Origin of the sequence: Granulicella mallensis (assembly GCF_014203225.1) — a bacterium.
Taxonomy (GTDB): Bacteria; Acidobacteriota; Terriglobia; order Terriglobales; family Acidobacteriaceae; genus Granulicella; species Granulicella mallensis_A.
The window spans coordinates 176914-197375 of the sequence record NZ_JACHIO010000003.1 but is presented as its reverse complement, the minus strand read 5'-3'; the positions used below and the strand labels follow the sequence as shown (position 1 = coordinate 197375).

20 protein-coding genes and 1 tRNA gene are annotated in these 20462 nt (G+C 55.7%); 19 read left to right on the top strand and 2 right to left on the bottom strand.

All coding sequences use genetic code 11. The annotated features are described in order from the left end of the window. Positions 1 to 80: 80 nt before the first annotated feature. The 3 genes from HDF15_RS04155 to HDF15_RS04145 all read left to right on the top strand — a co-directional run bounded on the left by HDF15_RS04155 (position 81) and on the right by HDF15_RS04145 (position 888). Positions 81 to 359 (top strand): DUF507 family protein, encoded by a 279-nt coding sequence (locus HDF15_RS04155; protein ID WP_044176702.1) that lies wholly within the window; start codon positions 81 to 83, stop codon positions 357 to 359. Further along, complete coding sequence (locus HDF15_RS04150; RefSeq protein ID WP_184253049.1) at positions 356 to 631, top strand: DUF507 family protein; 276 nt, start codon at positions 356 to 358, stop codon at positions 629 to 631. Before HDF15_RS04155 ends, HDF15_RS04150 begins: the two co-directional genes overlap by 4 nt. Positions 632 to 811: 180 nt before the next feature. Then, positions 812 to 888, top strand: a tRNA-Glu gene (locus tag HDF15_RS04145). A 223-nt stretch (positions 889 to 1111) separates the two neighbouring features. Here HDF15_RS04145 and HDF15_RS04140 read toward each other — a convergent pair. Then, positions 1112 to 1687: a DUF6036 family nucleotidyltransferase gene (locus tag HDF15_RS04140; protein WP_184253047.1), complete on the bottom strand. Its 576-nt coding sequence runs from the start codon at positions 1685 to 1687 to the stop codon at positions 1112 to 1114. Further along, positions 1659 to 2330, bottom strand: a complete 672-nt coding sequence (locus HDF15_RS04135; protein ID WP_184253045.1) for a helix-turn-helix transcriptional regulator — start codon at positions 2328 to 2330, stop codon at positions 1659 to 1661. Before HDF15_RS04135 ends, HDF15_RS04140 begins: the two co-directional genes overlap by 29 nt. Before the next feature lie 550 nt (positions 2331 to 2880). Here HDF15_RS04135 and HDF15_RS04130 point away from each other — a divergent pair. The 16 genes from HDF15_RS04130 to mobF all read left to right on the top strand — a co-directional run bounded on the left by HDF15_RS04130 (position 2881) and on the right by mobF (position 20083). After that, a complete protein-coding gene (locus HDF15_RS04130) occupies positions 2881 to 3897 on the top strand; it encodes a LysR family transcriptional regulator (protein ID WP_184253043.1) in 1017 nt (338 codons plus the stop codon). 123 nt (positions 3898 to 4020) lie between these two features. Further along, positions 4021 to 4353 carry a TrbC/VirB2 family protein gene (locus HDF15_RS04125; RefSeq protein ID WP_221314271.1) on the top strand — a complete coding sequence of 111 codons (333 nt, stop codon included), beginning with the start codon at positions 4021 to 4023 and terminating at the stop codon, positions 4351 to 4353. Positions 4354 to 4410: 57 nt separating this feature from the next. After that, positions 4411 to 4713 carry a VirB3 family type IV secretion system protein gene (locus HDF15_RS04120; RefSeq protein WP_184253039.1) on the top strand — a complete coding sequence of 101 codons (303 nt, stop codon included), beginning with the start codon at positions 4411 to 4413 and terminating at the stop codon, positions 4711 to 4713. Beyond that, entirely contained in the window at positions 4713 to 7202 is a 2490-nt protein-coding gene (locus HDF15_RS04115) for a VirB4 family type IV secretion system protein (RefSeq protein ID WP_184253037.1), read from the top strand. The genes HDF15_RS04120 and HDF15_RS04115 overlap by 1 nt, the downstream gene beginning before the upstream one ends. Positions 7203 to 7213: 11 nt before the next feature. Next, positions 7214 to 7981, top strand: coding sequence for a TrbG/VirB9 family P-type conjugative transfer protein (locus tag HDF15_RS04110; protein ID WP_184253035.1), 768 nt, complete (start codon positions 7214 to 7216; stop codon positions 7979 to 7981). Positions 7982 to 8011: 30 nt separating this feature from the next. Next, on the top strand, positions 8012 to 9340 hold the full coding sequence (locus HDF15_RS04105; RefSeq protein WP_184253033.1) for a TrbI/VirB10 family protein: 1329 nt from the start codon (positions 8012 to 8014) through the stop codon (positions 9338 to 9340). A gap of 8 nt (positions 9341 to 9348) precedes the next feature. After that, positions 9349 to 9636, top strand: coding sequence for a hypothetical protein (locus tag HDF15_RS04100; protein WP_184253032.1), 288 nt, complete (start codon positions 9349 to 9351; stop codon positions 9634 to 9636). Between the two features lie 51 nt (positions 9637 to 9687). Then, positions 9688 to 10491, top strand: a complete 804-nt coding sequence (locus HDF15_RS04095) for a hypothetical protein (RefSeq protein WP_184253030.1) — start codon at positions 9688 to 9690, stop codon at positions 10489 to 10491. Positions 10492 to 10513: 22 nt separating this feature from the next. Then, on the top strand, positions 10514 to 11383 hold the full coding sequence (locus tag HDF15_RS04090; RefSeq protein ID WP_311733027.1) for a type IV secretion system protein: 870 nt from the start codon (positions 10514 to 10516) through the stop codon (positions 11381 to 11383). A 10-nt stretch (positions 11384 to 11393) separates the two neighbouring features. Further along, positions 11394 to 12080: a VirB8/TrbF family protein gene (locus HDF15_RS04085; protein ID WP_184253028.1), complete on the top strand. Its 687-nt coding sequence runs from the start codon at positions 11394 to 11396 to the stop codon at positions 12078 to 12080. Between the two features lie 452 nt (positions 12081 to 12532). Beyond that, a complete protein-coding gene (locus HDF15_RS04080; RefSeq protein ID WP_184253026.1) occupies positions 12533 to 12916 on the top strand; it encodes a single-stranded DNA-binding protein in 384 nt (127 codons plus the stop codon). Positions 12917 to 12978: 62 nt separating this feature from the next. Next, the gene (locus HDF15_RS04075) at positions 12979 to 14001 is read left to right on the top strand and encodes a CpaF family protein (RefSeq protein ID WP_184253024.1); all 1023 of its coding nucleotides are present in this window, start codon (positions 12979 to 12981) and stop codon (positions 13999 to 14001) included. Continuing rightward, entirely contained in the window at positions 13988 to 14314 is a 327-nt protein-coding gene (locus tag HDF15_RS04070; RefSeq protein WP_184253022.1) for a hypothetical protein, read from the top strand. The genes HDF15_RS04075 and HDF15_RS04070 overlap by 14 nt, the downstream gene beginning before the upstream one ends. Before the next feature lie 185 nt (positions 14315 to 14499). After that, a complete protein-coding gene (locus HDF15_RS04065) occupies positions 14500 to 14877 on the top strand; it encodes a CopG family transcriptional regulator (protein ID WP_184253020.1) in 378 nt (125 codons plus the stop codon). Beyond that, positions 14874 to 16937: a type IV secretion system DNA-binding domain-containing protein gene (locus HDF15_RS04060; protein WP_260330822.1), complete on the top strand. Its 2064-nt coding sequence runs from the start codon at positions 14874 to 14876 to the stop codon at positions 16935 to 16937. Before HDF15_RS04065 ends, HDF15_RS04060 begins: the two co-directional genes overlap by 4 nt. An 8-nt stretch (positions 16938 to 16945) precedes the next feature. After that, complete coding sequence (mobF, locus tag HDF15_RS04055) at positions 16946 to 20083, top strand: MobF family relaxase (protein ID WP_184253018.1); 3138 nt, start codon at positions 16946 to 16948, stop codon at positions 20081 to 20083. The last annotated feature ends 379 nt before the right edge of the window (positions 20084 to 20462 follow it).

The following is a 20462-nucleotide window of genomic DNA, read 5'->3' as shown; positions in this document are numbered from 1 at the left end:
CGCTACAGGAAAGAAAGAATCGACCGGAGTGCAAAGACCTGCTGACTCAATCATTTCACCGTGCTAACCTTTTGGTGACCATGATTTTTTCCAAGGACTATGTAGGCTATCTCGCCCGGCAGACGAATAAGCATCTCGTTGCGGCGAAGATGATCAAGACCGACAAGCCGGCTCTCGTCGACGAACGCGTCACCGCAGGCCTGATTGATGAGCTCTCGCTGGAAGACCGCATCAACGATGAAGTTCGCGTCATCCTCGAAGCCTTTCAGGACGACATGCACAAGACCGGCGCCAGCTACCCAGAGATGTTCAAGAAGGTAAAGAACGAGCTCGCGCGCAAGTACAAGGCGGTGCTATGAGAATCAGCCGCGACAAGCTCAACAAGCTCGCCCATACCGTAGCCGACACGCTCGCCGAGATCGACGAAGTCGACTTTCTGGAGGACCGCAACACGATCCGCCAGGAGGCCCGCAAGATTCTCGAAAAGCTGCTGACGGAAGAGACCAGGATCGATGCCGCCGCGCGCATGAAGATCTCTTCGCAGCGCAAGATCATCGTCGAAGGTTCGCAGGAGTGGGACATCCTGTACCGCAAGTACTACAACGACGAGGTCAAGAAGCTTGGGCTGTAAGGTCTTTTTTTTCTGACGCTTTTGCTTTTCTGGTTGTCATTCCCGCAGGGAATCTGCTTCCTGAGGATTCAGCCACTCTACGAGTCAGTGGTATTGTTTTTGAGCCGTAGCATAGGAAATCTATTTCGTTTCTGTCTGCTATACTTCTTTAAGTCGCAACGGATTCCTCATCCGTGATGTGGCGTTATGGTGTAACTGGTTAACACGTCGCCCTCTCAAGGCGAAGAGTCCGGGTTCGAGCCCCGGTAACGCTACCAAAAACCTCAAACAAATGAATAAGTTAGAGCCGAAGGCGAGCGAGCCCTTTTCGGCTCTTTCGATTTTGTGCCAGATTTGTGCCAGTTGTTTGCGGGAATTTGTGCCACTCTGTGCAGCAAAATGCATCTTGCTTCGCCCTCAGCGGTAAAGCAGCGAGACGGAGCAGATGGCTTAGATCTGGATAGGCTTATTGTGGCTCGAAGAGGCAAGTCATCAACGCGGTCACCAGGCTTCAGTCGCCCGCTGCTTCTGCTCTTCCCGGATGTCGTCTAGCCAGGACTGAAACCAGTCGTCTTTCTCCGCTATGTTTCCGAAGAGATCCGGACGCAATTCGTCCTTGTAGCGACGCTCGAACAGATCGAGGTCGAAAGGAACAGCGCGCGCCAGGTACATGACATCGTCGTGGTCGCGGTCAAGGTTTCTGCTCAACTTAGAAAGTGCAATGTCGTAAGGGTCCATCACGCGGAGATGGAGTTTCTTGAACATGCCAGGACAGAAATCGGTCAGGCGGGATTCGTATTCATAGGGGACAGACGCAACGCCGACCACGTCGATGTAGAGACGGTGTCTAACAGCCAACTCTGAACCTCGCCCAGCCAGCTGAATTAACTTCGCGCTCATACTCCTTGGCGCGACATCGAGAACATCGAAGTCAGCCGTTGTACGCTGATTGCCATAGCACTCCGTGACGACGAATCCGCCAAGGCAGGGAAGTACAGTCACTTCATCAATCTGCTGATCGATTTCATGAAGAAAGGATAGCCATGGTTCACGAAGAGTAGTGATCGAGATGCTCAACTTTGACCCCCGTCGTGAGATTCCAGTGCTCTGCCAAGTCTGAGCGGCGCTTGTTCGTCTGATCCCGTTGGCGCTGTGACCAAGAGTCGTGGCAATACGTGTCCGGATTGGCAAGCCGAGCCTTTTCCAGTTCCACCTCCACGACGTTGAGTTTGCTTTGTGACTTGTTGAGCCCTTGCGATCGATGCGCTATCTGTTGAGCCAGCCCAACAACGAATCCCAATCGGTTCTGCCTGTTTCGCAATTTCGTTTCTGAGAGCAGCCAATCCCAATCCAGATCTGGATAGCGGAGAGCGAGCCAAGGCAATCCCTCCGCAACACGGGTATCTAAATCAGGGCGGTCAAGCGCGTCGAGGAGAAGCTCTGCCGGATTTCGAGAGGGCTGCCCGGCGAAGGGAGCGAGACCGGGGTAGCCCAGTGCGCCTAGCTCGTTTGCAAGGCTTGTCTCATCCTGACGCCGGTTCGGATCCAGGGGAAGCAGCGTCGGTTCTCCGAGAAGTTCAAAGGCCCGCGTCGCGACCGCCTCTTGAACGGGCCGCTGACCATTCTCCATTTGAGAAAGGAATGGCTGCGATACGCCCAACAATTTGGCAGTCTCCTCTTGCGTGAAGCCCCGTTCTTTCCGTGAGCGCTCAAGCGCCATCCCTTGCATAGTGCCCCCAATGTGTCCGAGATATAGAATATTGCAACATTTGCAATATAGCAAATATGGCAATATCTTCCGGAATACTGGGAGGCCGAGTCGTTTAGCAAAATCAACTCGCTAGCCGCTCCGGATGATCCGTTCGCGCGAATCGCTGAAGTTCTGAGACTGGTATGAGGACGCGTGCCCCAATCCGTCTCGTCGTGAGTTGCTTGTTGGCCACAAGGTAATCGAGTGCACGGGCGCTGATTGAGAGCAGATCAGCGGCTTCTCTTCTGCCGACAAGTAGCCGTTGGTTGTTAGGGACCTCTGCCTTGGCTGGTGGTTTTCTCTGGGTGACGAATTCTTCTTGCATGTGACTGCACCTCATAACCCGGATGATGAAGAGAGTTCGAAGCATTGTCCAATTCATTTTGAAAATGTCGCCATCTCTGAAAGCGATACCGTGGGTTGACGATCTAGGTACCTTTTGTGGAAAATCGTTGACACAGGATTTACGGCACGACCTGTCAACGCAGTGTCCACCGCAAGCTGAGAATCGGGGGCAACCATGATTGACTACGACCAGTTGGAATTCCGTCACCTGAAGTATCTTCAGGCAATCGCTGAAGAAGGCACGATCACCGCCGCTGCAGCGCGAGTACACATTACACAATCCGCCATCAGCACTCAGATCAAACAGCTTGAAGAGTTGTTCGACGTGGAGCTCCTGAATCGAGAGCGAGACGGTGTGACACTCACGCCACACGGTGAAATTCTTTTGGCGTATGGAAGAGATCTTCTCCAAGGCCGGGAAGACGTGGTTGACATGTTAAACACCCTCAAAACAGGAGAAATGACGGCTCTGAAGCTTGGGTTTTCCGCGCTCGTTGAAAAGAAGACCTTGGACACGATCATCAGCACGACAAGGCGAATTTTTCCTTACTGCGAAGTGCTTGCGGATGGAGACGAGGTCGAAGACCTAGAGACGAGAGTGGGAAGCGGTGAACTAGACGGCGCCCTAGTAACTCTCCCTATCGAACACAACTCTGACTTAATGACCTGCACTATCGAGAAAGTGCCGCTTGTCGTTTGCATGAGGGCAGACGATCCGCTTGCCGCTCACGAGGCGATCCCTACCCACTTGCTGACGGGTAAGTTAGGTATCTTCCAGTATCAAAAAGCACATCGTGCCGCTTACTCGCGTCTCCTTGAACTATTCAAATCAGTGGGAATTGAGCCACGCCTTACGAAGCCAACGATGAATCGAGAGCATATTCAATGGACCGTGCTTGAGAAGCAGGGATACGCGCTGGTGCGCGAAGGGGCAAGACTCATGCCCGGCCTTACTACGCGACCGATACACGGCGTGGAATGGACGATCGACACCGCTCTCGTTTTGAAGCCAAGTTCACAACATCCAGCTTTGGCAATGCTTCTACGAGAATTTAGAAAAAGAGCCATTGATCTAGGCTCTATCTGGATTCCCCAGCTTCCGCAAAGTTTGACCAGTTCTAACGGCAAGAAGCAACCGAAATCGGTCAAAGCAAAACATGGACATTCCCTCTCACTGTTCGAGGCGAGTTGACGAAGGTAAATGCAGCTATCTTCGTGAGAGATGGCGCTATCTAAAAGATGAATTGGACGGCGGGCATCCTTCCGCCTAATGTCTCGGCATACCGCAACTGATTCACAGTTGCAGGAGGTGCCGATGTCCCGCCGTATCCGTATCGTCATTCCCAGCCAAACAGTGCAGTCCGTCCGCAGTTGGGTTCGGTCTCGTTTCCTCTTCATCGGCGTGTTGCTGCTACTCCCCGTCGCAGCACACGCACAATCGTCTCCATTCGACAGCGGTTTCACCAACCTCCAGACCCTCTTCACCGGGACGATTGCAAAGGCGGCAAGCCTAATTGCAATCGTGATCGGGGGCTACGGCTTCGCTCATGGCGAACCCGGAGCGAAGAAGGCTCTCGCCGGTGTCGCAGCCGGTACGGGCATTGCCGTCATGGCGGCGAACGTCCTGAGTTGGCTTTGGGGCGCGTAACCCACGGCGTCGTCCCCAATCACAACCCACCAATCCATTCCACCTTGCGAGGGGCTTATGTCGGAACAAACGAACCGGAAGCGGCGCACAAATCGCGTATTCAAAAGCTTGCATAAGCCCCTTACATACCTCGGAGTCGAACGCACTCTCTTTTACTTCGTCTGTGTCGGAGCAGTCGGAGCATTCAATCTCTTCAACAGCATCCTCGCCGGCCTAGGCGTCTTCATCGCCGGTTTCATCTTCGGCCATTGGGTCACGAGCAGCGACCCGGCCTTCCTTCGCATTCTTGCCAAGTCTGAGCGTTACAAGTTGCGGTACGACGCTGCAAAGCAGCTTGTCCCCCGCGTGGAGGTCCGCTGATGTTGCGACTAGACCGAGTCATCAAACCATGGAAAGAGAGCGCCGCTCTCAACGACCACATCAACCTTTACGGGTTTTGGAACGACACCACGTTTCTTACCAAGTCGGGAGACCTGGGAATGGTCCTGCAGATTCAGGGGGTCGATTATGAAAGCCTCGATAGCGTCGAGCAGGAATACGCCGTCAAGCGTCTTGAGGCAGCGCTCAAAGCGTTCGATGCCGGTTTCCACGTCTATCAGTACCTCTTCAAATCGAACCGTCCAGACATCCCATTCGCCAACTATGAAGACCCCGTTGTGGAAGCAGCGATCGACCAGCGCCGTCGCTTCTTTGAGTCGAAGCGCGAAGACCTTTACGAGATCGAGATTTTCTATGTCGTGATGCTTGAGGGAGCGCGATCCAAACGTGGTGTTGGCGCGGCAATTGGCCGCTTCTTCCACGATCCGGCCGGGGCCATCGAAGAACTTCGCGCTCAGTTCACGAACAACAGCATGAAGACTTTGTTGACAGCCCAAATCGAAGCCGACCTTGCGCGGCTTGACCAGAGAGTGCAGGCGTTCAATCGGCAATTGGCAGACTTCGTTTCTATCTCAGTTCTGGACAAAGCGTCGCAGCTCACCTTCCTGCGTCGCCTCCTCAACTATGACGATTGCCGGATTGCGGGCAAACCGCAAAGCACGCAATTCCTCGACTATCAGGTCGTCAATTCGAACATTGAGGCCGAACGAGATCACTTGCGCGTCGGAGGGCACTTCGTTCGTGTCCTCACGATGAAGGAAGCCATCACGGAGACAAGGCCGTTAGTGTTGGATTCGCTGCTGAAGATCCCGGCCAGCTTTATGGTTTGCACCGAGTGGACACCATTGCCGACAGACAAGGCCCGCAAAGAGGTAAACAAGCGTCGCCGTCACTTCAATATGTCGAAGACCGGCTTCGTCTCGCAGATCGGCAATGACGCCAGCAAGACAAACCCGCGCGATGTACTGGTTGATGAGTCGAAACAGGCAGACATCGAGAATCTAGGGGATTGCCTTCGAGCCCTCGGCGATGGACAGTCGCTTGGCGATTTCTCACTCTCAATTGTTTTGCATGGAGCCTCGAAACAGGCCTTAGATCAGCTCGCTGGAGAGTTCACCAGCGTCTTCACCAACGCGGACGGCAATCTCTTCACTGAGACCTACAACCAACTCAACGCCTACTTCGCCACCGTCCCAGGCAACTACGCTCTGAACCTCCGCAAGCTTTACCTGCTCAACAGCAACTATGCGGATCTCAGTTTTCTTTTCACGATACTGCCGGGTGAGAGACGCAATGCTCACCTCGGCACAGAGTATCTCGCTGTCCTCGAAACCGAGAACAGCACGCCGTACTTCCTCAATCTGCATAACGGCGAAGTGGCGCACACGCTGATTCTCGGCATGACGGGGAGCGGCAAATCGTATTTCTGTAATTTTCTCTTGCAGAACGCACAGAAGTACGCGCCGCTCACGTTCATTTTCGATATCGGTGGCAGCTTCCAATCGCTAACGACGATCTTCGGCGGTTCTTATCTGAACGTCGGCCAGGACACGCGCGACTTCACGATCAATCCGTTTTCACTCGCCCCTACCAAAGAGAATCTGCAGTTTCTTTTCAGTTTCTTTCGCGTGTTGATCGAGGGCACCGAACAGCGTTACCGCCTCGACTTCAAAGAGGAGCGCAAGCTCTGGGACGCCATCGAGCGGGTCTACGTTCTGGAGCCGGGACAGCGGACAATCTCCAGCTTCGTAAACATCATCGGGGAGTTGAAGGAACGGCTGCATCGGTGGACGGAGGGAGGACAATACGGGTTTGTCTTCGACAACCCGGAAGACACCCTATCGTTCAGCAGTTTCCAGACGTTCAACTTCGCCGGCTGGGGCGATGCGCCTGAAGTACTGGAGCCGCTGTTGTTCTATGTCCTTCACCGGGCATCGAACGAAATCGCCAATCCTCAGAAGCTTGCCACCTTCAAGATGTTTTTGTTAGACGAGGCTTGGCTCTTCATTAAAAACGAGACAATACGCACCTACATCGTCCAAGCGCAGAAGACTTGGCGCAAACACAACGCAGCGATGATTCTGGCAACTCAGTCGATCAAGGAACTTGAAGAGTCCGGCATGTTGCAGATTGTCTCCGAAAGTTGCCCGACGAAGATCTTCTTGGCAAACCCTGAGATGGATCGCGATTTGTACCGCGAAGCGTTCCACCTGAACGATACGGAGTTGGAACTGATTGCTGGTCTCGTGCCTCCTGGACAAATGCTCATACGCAAGGCGCAGTCCAGTAAGAAGGTGCAGTTGAACGTGGATTCCGTCTCCCACTGGACCGCGACCAACAACGCCCGCGACAACCTCAGAAAGCGCGAATACTTCGAGCGATATGGAATCGCCGACGGTTTACGAAGGCTTGCAGAAGACCACCCATTTCGACCACGCACAATGGCCGTTTCCTCCACAACCAACCGCTAAGGAGAATCACCATGAACAGCAAACTGATCGCACTTGCCGGGATCGCTCTGGCTCTCTCTCCCAACGTCATGCTCTCCGCCCAGGAGGCAACGGCTCGCATCGTGCAGTATCACTCGCAGGACATCGTGCCTATCCGCGCCAAGCTCAAGTACACGACCTTGATCCAGATTCCCGCCACCGAGAAGATCATGGAAGCGGCCACGGGCGACAAGGACTTCTGGGTAGTGGATGTTGTCGGCAACTTCTGTTTCGTACATCCGGCCAAGGCCGGTATCAGCTCCAATCTGAACCTCATCACAGACAAGGGAAATATCTACTCCTTCACGCTCCAGGACGTCTCCAACGGCTCTGTTCCACCGGACCTCAAAGTGCTCGTCCAGCCAGCTGACCGATCTTCGATCGTCGCATCATCCGGCCCGGCACAATACGTTCCAGCCGCCCAACTCGATCAGTCGAAGCAACAGCTCGCCGCATTGCAAACGCACGTTGGGCAGGCGGTTGACGAATACAAGAGCGCCTATCAAAGCAAGCTCACATTCGATTACCACTTCAAAGCGAATGAAAAGCCCTTCGATATCCAGTCGATTTATCACGACGACAAGTTCACCTATATCAAGACCAATGCTCCCGAGAAGTTCAGCGTTTACGAGATGAAGGACGGCAAGCCGAACCTGATCTCCTACGACTTGCGGGAAGGAACTTACATCATTCCGAAGGTGATGGACTCCGGCTATGTGGAACTTGGCAAGCAGAAGATGGAGTTTTCCCGCAAAGGCTAGTACCAACACGCAGGAGAGGGAGAGAGCATCATGGCAGAGACAGTCAGCACATCACAGCAATCCGAGCCGTCACTTCGCAAATGGGCCACTGACCCGCGCGGTGTTCTGCAGAAGAATATGAAGCCGCTCCTCTATCTGGGCGTGGCCCTACTGGTCATCCTCGCCGCCGTTTTCAGCTCACGCGGGAAGAAGACGCCGGCACAGGAAGCGGCGGCTCGGCATGAACCCCCGCAGCCCGTCGTGCAGGACAATAGCGACAACAACATTCAAGACCTCAAGACACAGCTTGCCGCCGAACGACAGAAAGAAGCCGAGCAGAATAACGCGCAGCTTGCGGCAGCAACAGATCCCGCGATGCAAATGGCTACTCCCGCTCAGAGGGCAGCCGTTGCGGGATATGGCACTACGGGCCAGCCCGTCCCGTGTGTACCAGGGCAGCCGTGTCAACAGCCGCCAGCATACGGATACGCTCAGGGCAACGGAGGCGGACAGCTATCGGCGGCCCAACAGGCTTCGCAACAGCTTCAGGCCAAAGAACGGGAGTTGGCGTACGACTCTCGATTCTCTTCCAATTTGGTATTCGCCCAGACCGCAATATCAACTCGCGGCCTAGGGGGAGAGCAGCCCAATCCGTCAAGCGGCATCCCAGCCCCGCAGCAAAGCAATTTGATGGCACCCCGGGAGGCGGGTGCGAAATCGCAGGGAGAGTCAGCAGCCGCTCCCAAACGCGCCCCGGAAGTGAATATCGACGCTGCCTCCGGCCAGCCGTATGTCATTTATGAGGGTACGACCGTAGACACGGTTCTCATGAACCGCCTAGACGGCGACGCGGTTGGTCCCGTCAAGGTGCTTGTCTCTAATCCGCTTTACTCGCATGACCACCAGCACGTTCTCATTCCTGACGGAACGATCGTGCTGGGAGAGGCGAAGAAGATAGGTGGCAGCGGCTTCGGCCAGCAGCGGCGTATGGCCGTCGTCTTTCACCGGATGATTATGCCGGATGGGTACAGCGTGGACTTAGACCAATTTCACGGCTTGGATCAGATTGGTGAGGAAGGACTTAAGGACAAGGTGAACAACCACTATTTGCAAATCTTCGGAGCTTCAATCGCTTTAGGAGTAATCGCGGGTGCCGCCGAGATTACGCAGGGTGGTGGTGCTTTGACCGCTTCTGGCCCGGAGGTGTTCACTAATGGTGCGTCGGCATCCGTCGCACAGTCAGCAACGTCCGTCTTGGACCGCTTCATGCAGATACCTCCGACCATTACGATCCGCGAAGGCCATCGGGTGAAGGTCTACGTCACGCAGGATATGCTCCTGCCCGCATACGAAAACCACGCAATACCTCAATCCTTCTAGGAGGAGTCATGAAGCCATTCCTTTCAACAGTTGTTCTCGCGTCGTGCATTGCCCTAGCCGGTTGCCACGGTAAGCAAGTGGACGTGACTGCTTTGCAGCAGCAGTACCAACAGGCGCACAAGCAATATGTCGACGATTGCGTATCGCCAATGACGAGCGGAGCAAGCGCCGCTCTTAGCGGGAAGACTGCGAAGGCACCGACCCCGAAACAAGAAGCTTTGCAGCAGCAGAAGTGCGACCAGGAGGCGAAAAAAGCTGGTGCTCTCCAGCAGCAGCTCCAAGCCGCTTCTCAGTAGCTATTAACCACAACCTAAACCGTCCATGCGATCTACGAAGGAGACGCAAACATGAAGCCGTTTTGTCTTAAAATCACCCTCTTGCTCGCGATTTCAGGTTCGACCATTGCCCGAGCGCAGTTCGGTTCGGGAGTGGTTTTCGATCCAACGCAGTCTGCCCACGCTCTGCAACAGATCGAGCAAGGCCAGAACATCTTCACCAACTCCGTCAAACTGGCAGACAACGCCATTTCGACGTACAACTTGGCCCATCAGATGGCGATGTCTCCCGACAGCCTCTATCGCCCCTTCATGTCCTTTTCGTCGTATTGGATGGCGATCAACCAAGCGGCGAATACCTATGGAAACTCCCAGCAATGGGTGAACTCCACGAACAACGGCGTCGGCACCCAATATGCATATCAACAGGCCTCCATTCCACGCACGACGCAGTTGAATGGTTATGGAAATGTGAGCTTGTCTTCCCAGCAACAGATCGCGGCACAGGGTGCTACCGCCGACCTGAATGACGCTGTCACTGCCAGCAACATGCAGACATTGGGAGTGATTCGCGCGAACGCTCAGCAAAGACAGACGGACATCAATGCTTTGCAGTCCGCCACGCAGTCAACAGACCCAGCGCAGCACACTGAACTCGCAACGCTCCAGCGAATCAATCAGGCACTGATTCTGCAACTCATGGCGCAACAGGAAGCGAATCAGATCAGCCAGGCGTATGCGCTGCAGCAAATCGTGGCTCAGAAGCAGCAACAGGACCAACTAAAAGCCACCTTCCAGCAAGCTAATCACTTCCAGACGGGCTATATGACAACGGCCCCGTCCTATAGCGGAGCAGCGGCGGCAATGCGCTACTAACCCACCGAACAGCGAGGCGGATATGGATATTTTTCTTTGGATCACGCAAGCATGCAATTCGCTCACGTCCACAATGGCCCCTTCCATTGACGCGATGGGTGTCCATATCTGCATTGCCTTGGCAACGGTTATGCTCGTTTGGTTTGGCGTTCAGGAGGCTTTAGCCTCCGCTCAGGGCGGCCCAGGCTTCAGCATGGCGAAGTTCCTAAACTTCTTCATGCTCATCACCTTCGCTTACGTCATGGTCAAGTTTTATGACTCCTCTATCCCCGGTATTGGGTATTCGCTAAAGGGGTTCATCAACGGCGGGGCACAGCAGCTTGTTGACCTGATCGGGACGGACAGTGCGAACAGCATTCTCAGCACTTTGCAGCAGGCCGAAACGAGCCAAGGGCCGGGGATGATGTCTACCGTTATGAACCCCTATAACGCGATCATCTTAGCGTTGATCCAGGTTCTTCTAGCCGGGCTTTCGGCTCTCATCTCCGTCATCATCGCCTACGGTGCGGTGGCTAGCGCCATCGTCGGGCTGTTAGGGCCGATCTTCATTCCGTTCCTTGTATTCGAGAAGCTCGAATTTCTTTTTTGGGGCTGGCTTAGGGCCTTCCTTGCGTTCTCTTTCTACAAAGTCGTCGCCGCCGCGACTCTGAGCGTTCTTTCTCAGCTCTTGGCTCACTACTACGCGATGATGAGCGGATTCACAGATCCCGCAACCATGGTTGAGAAGCTGCCCGTACTCATCCTTTTGGTGATCGTCAATGGCTTCATCCTTCTCAAGATCCCGGCGATGACGGCGACCATTTTCTCCGGCCACGTCGGCGGCCACGACGCCGGCACGGGTATCGTTTCCAGTCTCGCTACAACCGCCGCCACCGGCGCACTGATGGGCTAAGGAGTTTCCAATGACTACAGCAACGGTAAAAGCCACCCCCGAGATCACAAGAGCCGCGGAACGCTATCTGGAACAGTATGGCGATCCGCTCGTGATGAATACCTACTTGAAGGTCACCATCATTGCTCTTGTGGTCATTTGCCTCGCGCTCGCCGCGCTCGTCTTCAAGAGCCAGAAGGCGCTTGCTTCCATGCACCCGCTAATCGTCCGAATCAACGACGTAGGACACGCGGAAGCGATTGACTACCGGAACTTCCAGTACAGACCCCAGGAAGCCGAGAACAAGTATTACTTGACCCGGTGGGCAGAGCTCTACTTCTCACGCAATCGCTTCACTATCGAACGCGATCAGACCAATGCCTTGTACTTCCTCAACAGTGACGTGCAAAGGGCAGTCATCGAGCAGGAGCGCAAAGACAACATCATCCAAACCTACGCTAAAGATGCGACCCTTCCGTACATCGACGTAGAGGTCAAGAATGTCGTTCTTGACGACCTCCGGCAATCACCGTATTCGGCTCGGATTGAGTTTGAACGGGTGTACACGAATCCGGCGGATCATACCGAGCTCAAGCGGGAGCGATGGACAGCCAGCGTTACCTATGTCTTCCGCGAGAGTGTGAAGAACGATGAGCTTGCCGTTGACCCTCTCGGACTGACCATCGTTCGCTTCCGTGCCGACCAGGCGTTCAGCTAGACAGAATCGACTTTCCAGAGGCTTAGAGATGTCCAGACATGCTGCCAATCCGGCTGCTTTGCCCCACCTGTCCCTACGTGGGATGGCGCGGGGGTACGAGACCCTTCCAACCCAGGCCACAGGTTCCGATTCAAGCCTGCTTGCGGGTACGAGTGCCAGCTCCGTTCGTGCGGTAATGGCGATGAACTTCTGCACCCAAGACGCAGATGAAAACTTTGGTCCCGTATGTGTCAGCCGTCCGGTATCCCGCCTTTTGCACGGTCACTGCTTCGGGGCTTATCCGGCGCCCTGCGGCAGCTCGCTCTTCTGCTTCGGCTACGCCGCCCTACGGGTTACGGTTTCCCTTCGGGACCCTCCGTAAATGCAGAGCTTCGGCACTTGGGAGCCGGGCCCTCTTCGCTATTTAGTGACCCGAGCAAGATCGGGAAATTCAACCAAACGGAGACACCATCGTGTACCAGAACAAAGTAAACCTCATCGGCTTCCTCGGCAGTGACGCAGAAGTTCGTGCCAACAACAACCGCAGCTTCACAATTCTCTCGCTGGCAACCCAGTCCTCCTACAAGAAAGACGGCAAGTACATCTCGCATACCGAGTGGCACCGTTGCGTGGTTTTCGGGAAGCTTTCGGACTTCGCCAAGACCCTCAAGAAGGGCGCACATCTCCAGGTTGAGGGTGAGCTTCGCAGCCGGGAGTATGACAGCAAGAAGACGGACAGCAAGCAGCGCATCTGGGAAATCAAGGTCGATTCGATCCTGAAGCTTGACCGCGCTGAGAAGGCCGCCGTGGAAGCGGAAGATCACGACGACAGCCCTGCAGAGGACGTGGCCGCGTAGGCCCTATCTTTCACCCTTGGAAGCCCGGCAAACGCTGGGCTTCCATCACTGGAGATCCCGTTATGAGTTTCGAGCTAATCCTTCCGTTCCTTCGCCCCATCGAGCCGCTTCTACTGGATGACAGTATCAGCGAGATTATGGGCAATCCCGACGCTTCGTGGTGGTACGAGCGAGACGGTATTGTGCGGAGGGAAGAGAGCATTTCCTTCGACGCCGGCAAGCTCCGCACCGGCCTCGAAGTGGTCGCCAACAAGCTCGGCAAGCGGTTGGACGAAGACAATCCGGTCCTGCACGCGCAGCTTCCCGATGGAAGCCGCTTAGCGGCTGTCATTCCGCCCGTCGTGCGGCCTTCGCCCGCCGTGACGATAAGGAAGTTCACCAGCCGGAAGTTCACGGCTGAAGACCTGATTGCTCGCGGCGCGCTGACGCGCTCTCTCGCCGATCTCTTGGAAGAGCAGATTCGCAGCGGAAAGACGCTGCTCATTAGTGGCGGAACCGGAACCGGGAAGACAACACTGCTCAACATCCTCGCGAACGCAATCCCAGAGCATGAGCGCGTTGTCGTGATCGAGGATACGTCTGAGCTTCGTATCCAAAAGCCGAACCTACTGGCTGTGGAATGCCAGACCGATACCTTCAAATCGGCCGTCACGTTCGACGACCTCTTGAAGTCCGCTCTCCGATGGAGACCGGATCGCATCATCCTGGGAGAGGTTCGCGGAGCCGAGGCGCGTACGCTGCTCGATTCCTTGAATACAGGGCATGGCGGATCGCTGGCGACTATTCATGCGAACTCCGCCGAGAAGGCCCTACGGAGATTCGCCAACTTGGTGATGCGGAGTCACGCACAAGCCACCATTTCTGACGTTGAAGCAGAGATCGCCGAGGCCGTCAATCTCGTTGTCCATGTGGAGCGCCAACCGGGATGCCGTCGCATCAGCGAAGTTCTTGAGATTGAAGCCTACGATCGTCGGCTTCAACGCTTTGAAACCACCCCACTCTATCGGGCCGATTGCTCGCCGAAATCGGCTCACAACCTTACCCCTGAATCATCTCGAAAGGATGCCCACAATGCCACTGCTTGAAGTCACCCAAACCAAACAGATCAGCGCTTCGATTCGGCTATCTGAATCGACAGCAATGCAAGTCGATCAATATGCCGCTTACATCCAGGCCACCGCAGACGATGTCGTAGAGAAGGCGCTTCAATACGTCTTCGGCAAAGATCCCGGATTTCGGGATTTCCAAAAGACTCCGGAGGCGTCCAAGGTGACCGCGACTTTGCGTATCCGGAAGGCAGTGCAACCGGTGACGCCATCCGGGGGTGCCAAGAAGCCGGTTGCCGCCATGCCAACGCCGAAGAGTGAGGGTGCCAGCAGTGTTGCAGCTCGCGCATAAATTCGTTCCGGTGCAGGCACGGTGCTTCGCACCGGAAGAATTGTGACACTCCACCCCTCCGAGGGTCGTGTCAGGGACACTTGGAACCGCCTCAGACACAAGTTGCAAATGCAGAGACTTACGGGTGTCAGGTGTCCTTGAGGACACTCAGGGACACCTAAGGACACCGCTTTCAGGAGCCGAGTATGAAGCTCACAGATGACATGCAAATCACGACCAACGCCGAGAAGCGAGCCAACTATCGGCTGTTGGGAGTTACGACCAAATTGAACCCGCGCGAAGTTGAGAACGTGGAGCGGCTGGCACGATCACGCGGTTTGCAGCGTGGAGAACTCATCCGCAGGCTCATTCTCGATGAGCTTGCGCGAGACGCAGGTTCGGTCGAAGCGAGCACGGAACTCACTGAGATCATGGGCATTCGATTGATGCTGACCAATCTCTTTCGGCCACTCGCGACGGGCCAGAAATTGACCCCGGAAGCCTTCGACAACATGCTTGCCGAAGTGAAGAAACGGAAACGCGAAGTGGCTACCGATGCAATGCAAGACCTGGAGCGTGCATGATGCCGACGACACAATGGGGCCGCAAAGAAACGATCATCTTCCCGCCACACAGCCCAATCTATTCCTACGGCGCGGTCTTCCTCGCATTCGTGTTCACCGGGCTATTTCTGTACCTCCGGTTCAGCTACGGCCAAACGCCGCTGCAGCAGTTCTACACGCCGATTTATGTACGGAGTGCTGTGGGAGGGGCGTTCAACAAGACGCATCCCTACCAACTCCTCTATGCCGCAGGCGTCAGCGCCGGAGCGGAAATCGCGTCGGAGTCAGACGTGCAGGTGGGTACGACTTTGGCCTCGCAGGGAAAGCAAATCCCACTCGCACTCTCTAGCGATGCGCAGCGCCGAGGGCTTGACGTGCTCTATCGCGGCACCGAACAGAAGTACATCGACAGTCGCTTGCACACCTATCTGCGGAACGCGGTTTATGCCGGGGATCAGCTCAGGGACATCTACGAGTGGCCGCTCATTTTCGGACTGGTTTCTCTGCTTGTCCAACTGCCTTTCTCAATCCGTAAGGACATTCGCCGCCGCAAGGAATTGAAGTATGGCCGGCGTCTCAAAGGTCCGGTACTCCTCACTCCGAGGGAGTTTAACAAGACCGTCGCTGGCGATGGGGTTGGTTTCGTCACGACTGAAGCCAAGGACATGATGCGAATTCCTTTGCAGGCGGAGGCGCAGCATATCGAACTGATGGGAGATACCGGAGCGGGCAAAACGACGCTCATTATGCAAATCCTCCGGCAGATACAAAGCCGGGGTCATTCGGCGATCGTCTACGATCCAGCGTGTGAGTTCATTCAGCGGTTCTATGACGAGAGGCGCGGCGACCTGGTCCTCAATCCATTGGACGAGCGTTGCCCCTATTGGGGACCGTCCGAGGAGCTACGCCGGAAGGCGGAGGCGAAGGCAATCGCCGCGTCGCTGTACCAGCCGACAAGCGACAAGAAAGGTGAATTTTTCACGGAAACGCCGCAGAAGATATTCGCCCATCTCCTGACCTACGGACCGAATCCGCAGCAGCTTGTTCAGTGGCTTTCCAACCCGGCCGAGATTGATAAGCGAGTACATGGCACCGAGATGGAGGCGATGATTGCGAAAGGAGCGCAGCAGCAGCGGAATGGCGTTCTGGCTTCGTTAGGTCTTGTTGCAGACAGCCTTCGTATGCTGCCCACCAAGGTGCAGGCAAAGAACAAAACGTGGAGCGCCACGGAATGGGCCGTCGAACGGAAGGGCTGGATCTTCATCACATCCAGCGCCACCGAGCGCGAGGCTCTGCGTCCACTGCATAGTCTCTGGATCGACTTGCTCGTCATGCGTCTGCTCACCGCGCCGCAGGAGAACCAGACCCCTGTCTGGTTTGTTCTCGACGAGCTCGCCAGTCTGCAGCGGCTCCCGCAGCTCCACACCGCGATCACTGAGAACCGGAAATCGAAGAACCCGCTCGTGCTCGGATTTCAGGGGAAGGCGCAGTTGGAAGTCATCTACGGACATTTGGCCGAGGTCATGCTTTCGCAGCCCGCGACCAAAATATTTCTGAAAACGACAGAGCCAAAAGCAGCGGAGTGGGTATCGAACGCCATCGGCAAAATTGAGATCGAACGGATGAAGGAGACGCATTTCGACGGTTCTCGTTCCGGCAAGAACTTCACCATAGATCGCCAGGTCGAGCCTTTGGTCATGGACTCTGAAATCTCCGGTCTGGAAAATCGCCATGCGTTCCTGAAGCTGGGCAACAATGTCGCCCGCTTCCATTTCGAGTACATGGACGTTGCTCAAACCACGCCGGGATTCGTGCCGCGCAAGGTAGAAGATGACGAACTTCCATTCGACCCGAAGACTCTTGTTCCAAAGGCTCCGGCCCCAGCCGCTCCGAGCATCGACCTAGAGGCCGATTTGTCTACATCCTCTCAGGCCACCGAAGAGGCAGAGGTGTCCGAGGGTGAGGAGTCCGAGCAGCCAACCGAGGAAGAGATCGAGGCGAGCCAACTCGATCCAGACAGTCCCAGTGACGACCACGAAGAAGATGTGCCAATCGCAGCGGATGAACCGATGCGCGTCTGAGGCCGCCTATGCTTACTATCTCCAAACCACTTAGCTCTGGACAAGCACAGACGTATCACGCCAAGGAGTTCACTTCTGCGGAGCAGAACTATTGGAAGCAGGGCGACTCGATTCTTGGAGAGTGGCAAGGGCGCATGGCGGAGCAGTACGGTCTTGCCGGGGGTATCGACGCAGTGCATTTTGCTCGTCTCAGTGACGGACAGAATCCCTTGACCGGCGAACAGCTTGTCCGGCACCGTAACGGCCAGGAGTACACGACCACAGACGGAGCTACGGTAAAGCCCGTCGAGCATAGAGCGGGATGGGATGCTACGTTTTCCGCGCCCAAGTCTGTCTCACTGACCGCCCTTGTCGGCGGAGACGACCGTGTTCGTTATGCTCATCGGGAAGCAGTGACAACGGCCCTCACAGAGTTGGAGCGGTATACCCAAGCAAGAATCGGCGGGAACCGCGCCGCTGAAACCACCGGCAAATTCATCGCCGCAAAATTCGAGCACGACACCGCACGTCCAGTTGACGGTTATGCCGCGCCACAGCTTCACACCCATGCGGTCATCTTCAACATGACGGAACGGGCAGACGGTTCCACCCGCGCCGTTCAGCCTCAGAGTTACTTCGACAGTCAGCAATTTGCGACGGCGGTTTATCAATCTGAGCTGATGTACCGTCTGTATCAGTTGGGCTACGAAATTACACCTGGCAGGAGCGGAGCACCGGAGATCAAGGGGTACACGCAGGAATACCTTGACGCCTCAAGCCCACGGAGCCAACAGATTCGCGAATACCTCGAAAAGAGTGGCTTTGCGGGGCCAGAGGCCGCGCAGATCGCCGCTCATTCGACCCGCGACAAGAAAGAAATTCACACTCCGTCCGAGGTTCTAGCGGCTCACCGACAGGTTGCGGCAGCGTTCGGCAATCAAGCGGATCAGGTCGTTCGAGATGCCAGACATCGGGCGAACGGTATCGAGCAAATGCCCCTCGCGACCATGCCGAAGCGTGTACAGGAAGCCGTCACGTTCTCCAAGAGCCGCAACTTTGAGCGGGAGGCCGTCACAGACGAACGCGATCTCATGCGCGACGCCCTACGGCGCGGTATGGGCGATCTCACATACCGCCAGGTGCGCGAACGGTTCGAGGAGCGGGTCACCTCTGGCGAGTTCCAATCCGTACCCGGACAAAAGCATGAGACAGGAAGGCAGTTCACGACCAGAGAAGCTATCGCTGAAGAACTTGCAACGATCAAGCACATGCAGCAGGGCCAACTCAAGAGCGAACCGATCATGGGCAGGGAAGACGCAGCATCTCATGCCCGCGAACGCGAATTGCTTAACCCTGCGCAGCGCAAAGCCATTGAGGAAATACTGACCTCGCAAGACCGGATACACGGCTTGCAAGGCTTGGCCGGTTCGGGCAAGACATCGGCTCTTTCAGGTATCCGCGAAGGAGCAGAGCAAAACGGCTACGCCGTAGAGGGGCTTGCGCCTACCAGCCGCGCTGCTGGTCAGCTCCGCGATGCCGGTATCCCAGCCGACACCTTGCAAGGGTTTCTGTCTCGCGGCGGAACAGAACGTAGTTCGGGTGATCCCACCGCGCGACATCTTTACATGCTTGATGAGTCGAGTCTCGCTAGCACTCGCCAGATGCAAGCGTTCCTTCAAAAGATCGGTCCGCAGGATCGCGTACTGCTCATTGGCGACACCCGACAACACCAAGGGGTCGATGCCGGGAAGCCTTTCGAGCAGATGCAGGAAGCAGGGATGCGGACTTCCCATCTCGACCAAATCGTTCGTCAGAAAGATCCTGAACTACTACGCGCCGTCGAACATCTTTCGCGCAATGAGACGAATGTGGGAGTTCAACTACTCCAGGAACAAGGGCGCGTCACCGAAATCCCAGACCGCCAACAGCGCATCGACGCCATCGCAAAGGAATACGTTGCGAGACCCGAGGGCACGCTTATAGTATCGCCCGACAACGCGGGCCGCCGCGATATCAATGACGCTGTCCGAGCCGAACTGCAACGCACCGGAGTCTTGCCAGCGGAAAACCACCAGATGACCGTTCTGATCCAGAGGTCGGAGTTGACAAGTGCCGACCGGAATTGGGCGGCGCTATACCAGCCAGAGGATGTCCTTTTCTACACCCGAGGTAGCAAAGAACTTGGACTCGACCGTGGCAGTTACGCGACCGTCCTATCCACCGACCCCAGGGAGAACCGCCTCACCGTAGAACGGCAGGACGGTCAGAATGTCAGCTATAACCCGGAACGACTCCACGGCATCGCCGCCTACCGCGAGATCAGTCGGGAGTTCGCAGAGGGGGACCGCTTGCAGTTCACGGTTAGCAAACCCGAGATGGACGTGAAGAATCGAGACTTGGGAACCATCGAGCGAATCGACGGGATCAGCATGACCGTTCGAATGGACGGCGAAAAGGGTCGAAGCGTGACGTTCGACAGCTCCCAGATGAGGCACTTCGACCACGGATACGCAGTCACGTCACACAGTTCTCAAGGCCTCACTACGGATCGAGTCCTCATCAATATGGACACCACGGCGCATCCAGAACTCATCAACACTCGCTTCGCGTATGTCTCAGTATCCCGCGCTGTTTCAGACGCTCGTCTCTATACCAATGATGCAACGACTTTGGCCCAGCGATTGAACACGGACATCAGCAAGACCTCCGCTATGCAACTCAACAAACCCAACAGCCAGACGCAAGAGCGCTCAAATACTTCAATTCAACCCAAGGAGAACACCATGACCAATACCCGTGAACAAAGCCCCGAAGAGCAGAGGCGGCAGTCCGAAGATGAACTTACTCCCGTAGCCGTCACCCTACAGACCATTACCGAAAGCGACCAGCGGCACTATGCACCTCTCCTGGTCGCGCTACCGAACGAGAACGCTGGTTACGAGTGGCGGCGGGAAACTGGCGACATTCAGAGCTATCAGCACAACGAAAGTGCCAGTTGGCTGCACATTGACCCACAAGGGCAATTCTATGACCGCCATGCTCAACCAATAACGAGGGAACACGCATTGGAACACGCAGGACACGTCGCTCTTGCGGTCAACGAAATCTCGCAAGCGCAGTCACTTTCTAAAGGCTTCGGTGGGAACGATCAGGGATTGAGCTTATGACCTTCAAATTCATTTCCCTTGGCTTTCTCAATCCATAGGACATGGCGTTTCCTTCCCACGATCACATGGCGCGTAGACTGCTGCCTCATCCCTTTCCGTCGAGGATGGCGCCAGGAGAAGCCGCTTTGATTTCCTCCCTGCACTCTAATCTCCTATTGTCGGCTCGCCGCTGCGCGGCAGGAGTCGGGTTCCTTCTGCACCTTCCTCTTTATCTGGTAGCGGTTTGTGATCATAAAGGCATCCACTCTTGACCATCTAAATTACTCTCCGGCCTTGGGTTTAATTGGTCCTAGCTGGCTGTCGGTGTGCCGACACCTGAGGCGAACGGACGACATTAGTGCCGCCCGCGCATTCCCAGGGCCGCATCGAGATCCCATAA

What these genes read in the sequence shown, in the direction of transcription:
- HDF15_RS04155 (WP_044176702.1), top strand. Translation starts at nt 81, where the DNA reads ATGATTTTTTCCAAGGACTATGTAGGCTATCTCGCCCGGCAGACGAAT.
- HDF15_RS04150 (WP_184253049.1), top strand. Translation starts at nt 356, where the DNA reads ATGAGAATCAGCCGCGACAAGCTCAACAAGCTCGCCCATACCGTAGCC.
- HDF15_RS04135 (WP_184253045.1), bottom strand. Translation starts at nt 2,330, where the DNA reads ATGGCGCTTGAGCGCTCACGGAAAGAACGGGGCTTCACGCAAGAGGAG.
- HDF15_RS04130 (WP_184253043.1), top strand. Translation starts at nt 2,881, where the DNA reads ATGATTGACTACGACCAGTTGGAATTCCGTCACCTGAAGTATCTTCAG.
- HDF15_RS04125 (WP_221314271.1), top strand. Translation starts at nt 4,021, where the DNA reads ATGTCCCGCCGTATCCGTATCGTCATTCCCAGCCAAACAGTGCAGTCC.
- HDF15_RS04120 (WP_184253039.1), top strand. Translation starts at nt 4,411, where the DNA reads ATGTCGGAACAAACGAACCGGAAGCGGCGCACAAATCGCGTATTCAAA.
- HDF15_RS04115 (WP_184253037.1), top strand. Translation starts at nt 4,713, where the DNA reads ATGTTGCGACTAGACCGAGTCATCAAACCATGGAAAGAGAGCGCCGCT.
- HDF15_RS04110 (WP_184253035.1), top strand. Translation starts at nt 7,214, where the DNA reads ATGAACAGCAAACTGATCGCACTTGCCGGGATCGCTCTGGCTCTCTCT.
- HDF15_RS04105 (WP_184253033.1), top strand. Translation starts at nt 8,012, where the DNA reads ATGGCAGAGACAGTCAGCACATCACAGCAATCCGAGCCGTCACTTCGC.
- HDF15_RS04100 (WP_184253032.1), top strand. Translation starts at nt 9,349, where the DNA reads ATGAAGCCATTCCTTTCAACAGTTGTTCTCGCGTCGTGCATTGCCCTA.
- HDF15_RS04095 (WP_184253030.1), top strand. Translation starts at nt 9,688, where the DNA reads ATGAAGCCGTTTTGTCTTAAAATCACCCTCTTGCTCGCGATTTCAGGT.
- HDF15_RS04090 (WP_311733027.1), top strand. Translation starts at nt 10,514, where the DNA reads ATGGATATTTTTCTTTGGATCACGCAAGCATGCAATTCGCTCACGTCC.
- HDF15_RS04085 (WP_184253028.1), top strand. Translation starts at nt 11,394, where the DNA reads ATGACTACAGCAACGGTAAAAGCCACCCCCGAGATCACAAGAGCCGCG.
- HDF15_RS04075 (WP_184253024.1), top strand. Translation starts at nt 12,979, where the DNA reads ATGAGTTTCGAGCTAATCCTTCCGTTCCTTCGCCCCATCGAGCCGCTT.
- HDF15_RS04070 (WP_184253022.1), top strand. Translation starts at nt 13,988, where the DNA reads ATGCCACTGCTTGAAGTCACCCAAACCAAACAGATCAGCGCTTCGATT.
- HDF15_RS04065 (WP_184253020.1), top strand. Translation starts at nt 14,500, where the DNA reads ATGAAGCTCACAGATGACATGCAAATCACGACCAACGCCGAGAAGCGA.
- HDF15_RS04060 (WP_260330822.1), top strand. Translation starts at nt 14,874, where the DNA reads ATGATGCCGACGACACAATGGGGCCGCAAAGAAACGATCATCTTCCCG.
- mobF (WP_184253018.1), top strand. Translation starts at nt 16,946, where the DNA reads ATGCTTACTATCTCCAAACCACTTAGCTCTGGACAAGCACAGACGTAT.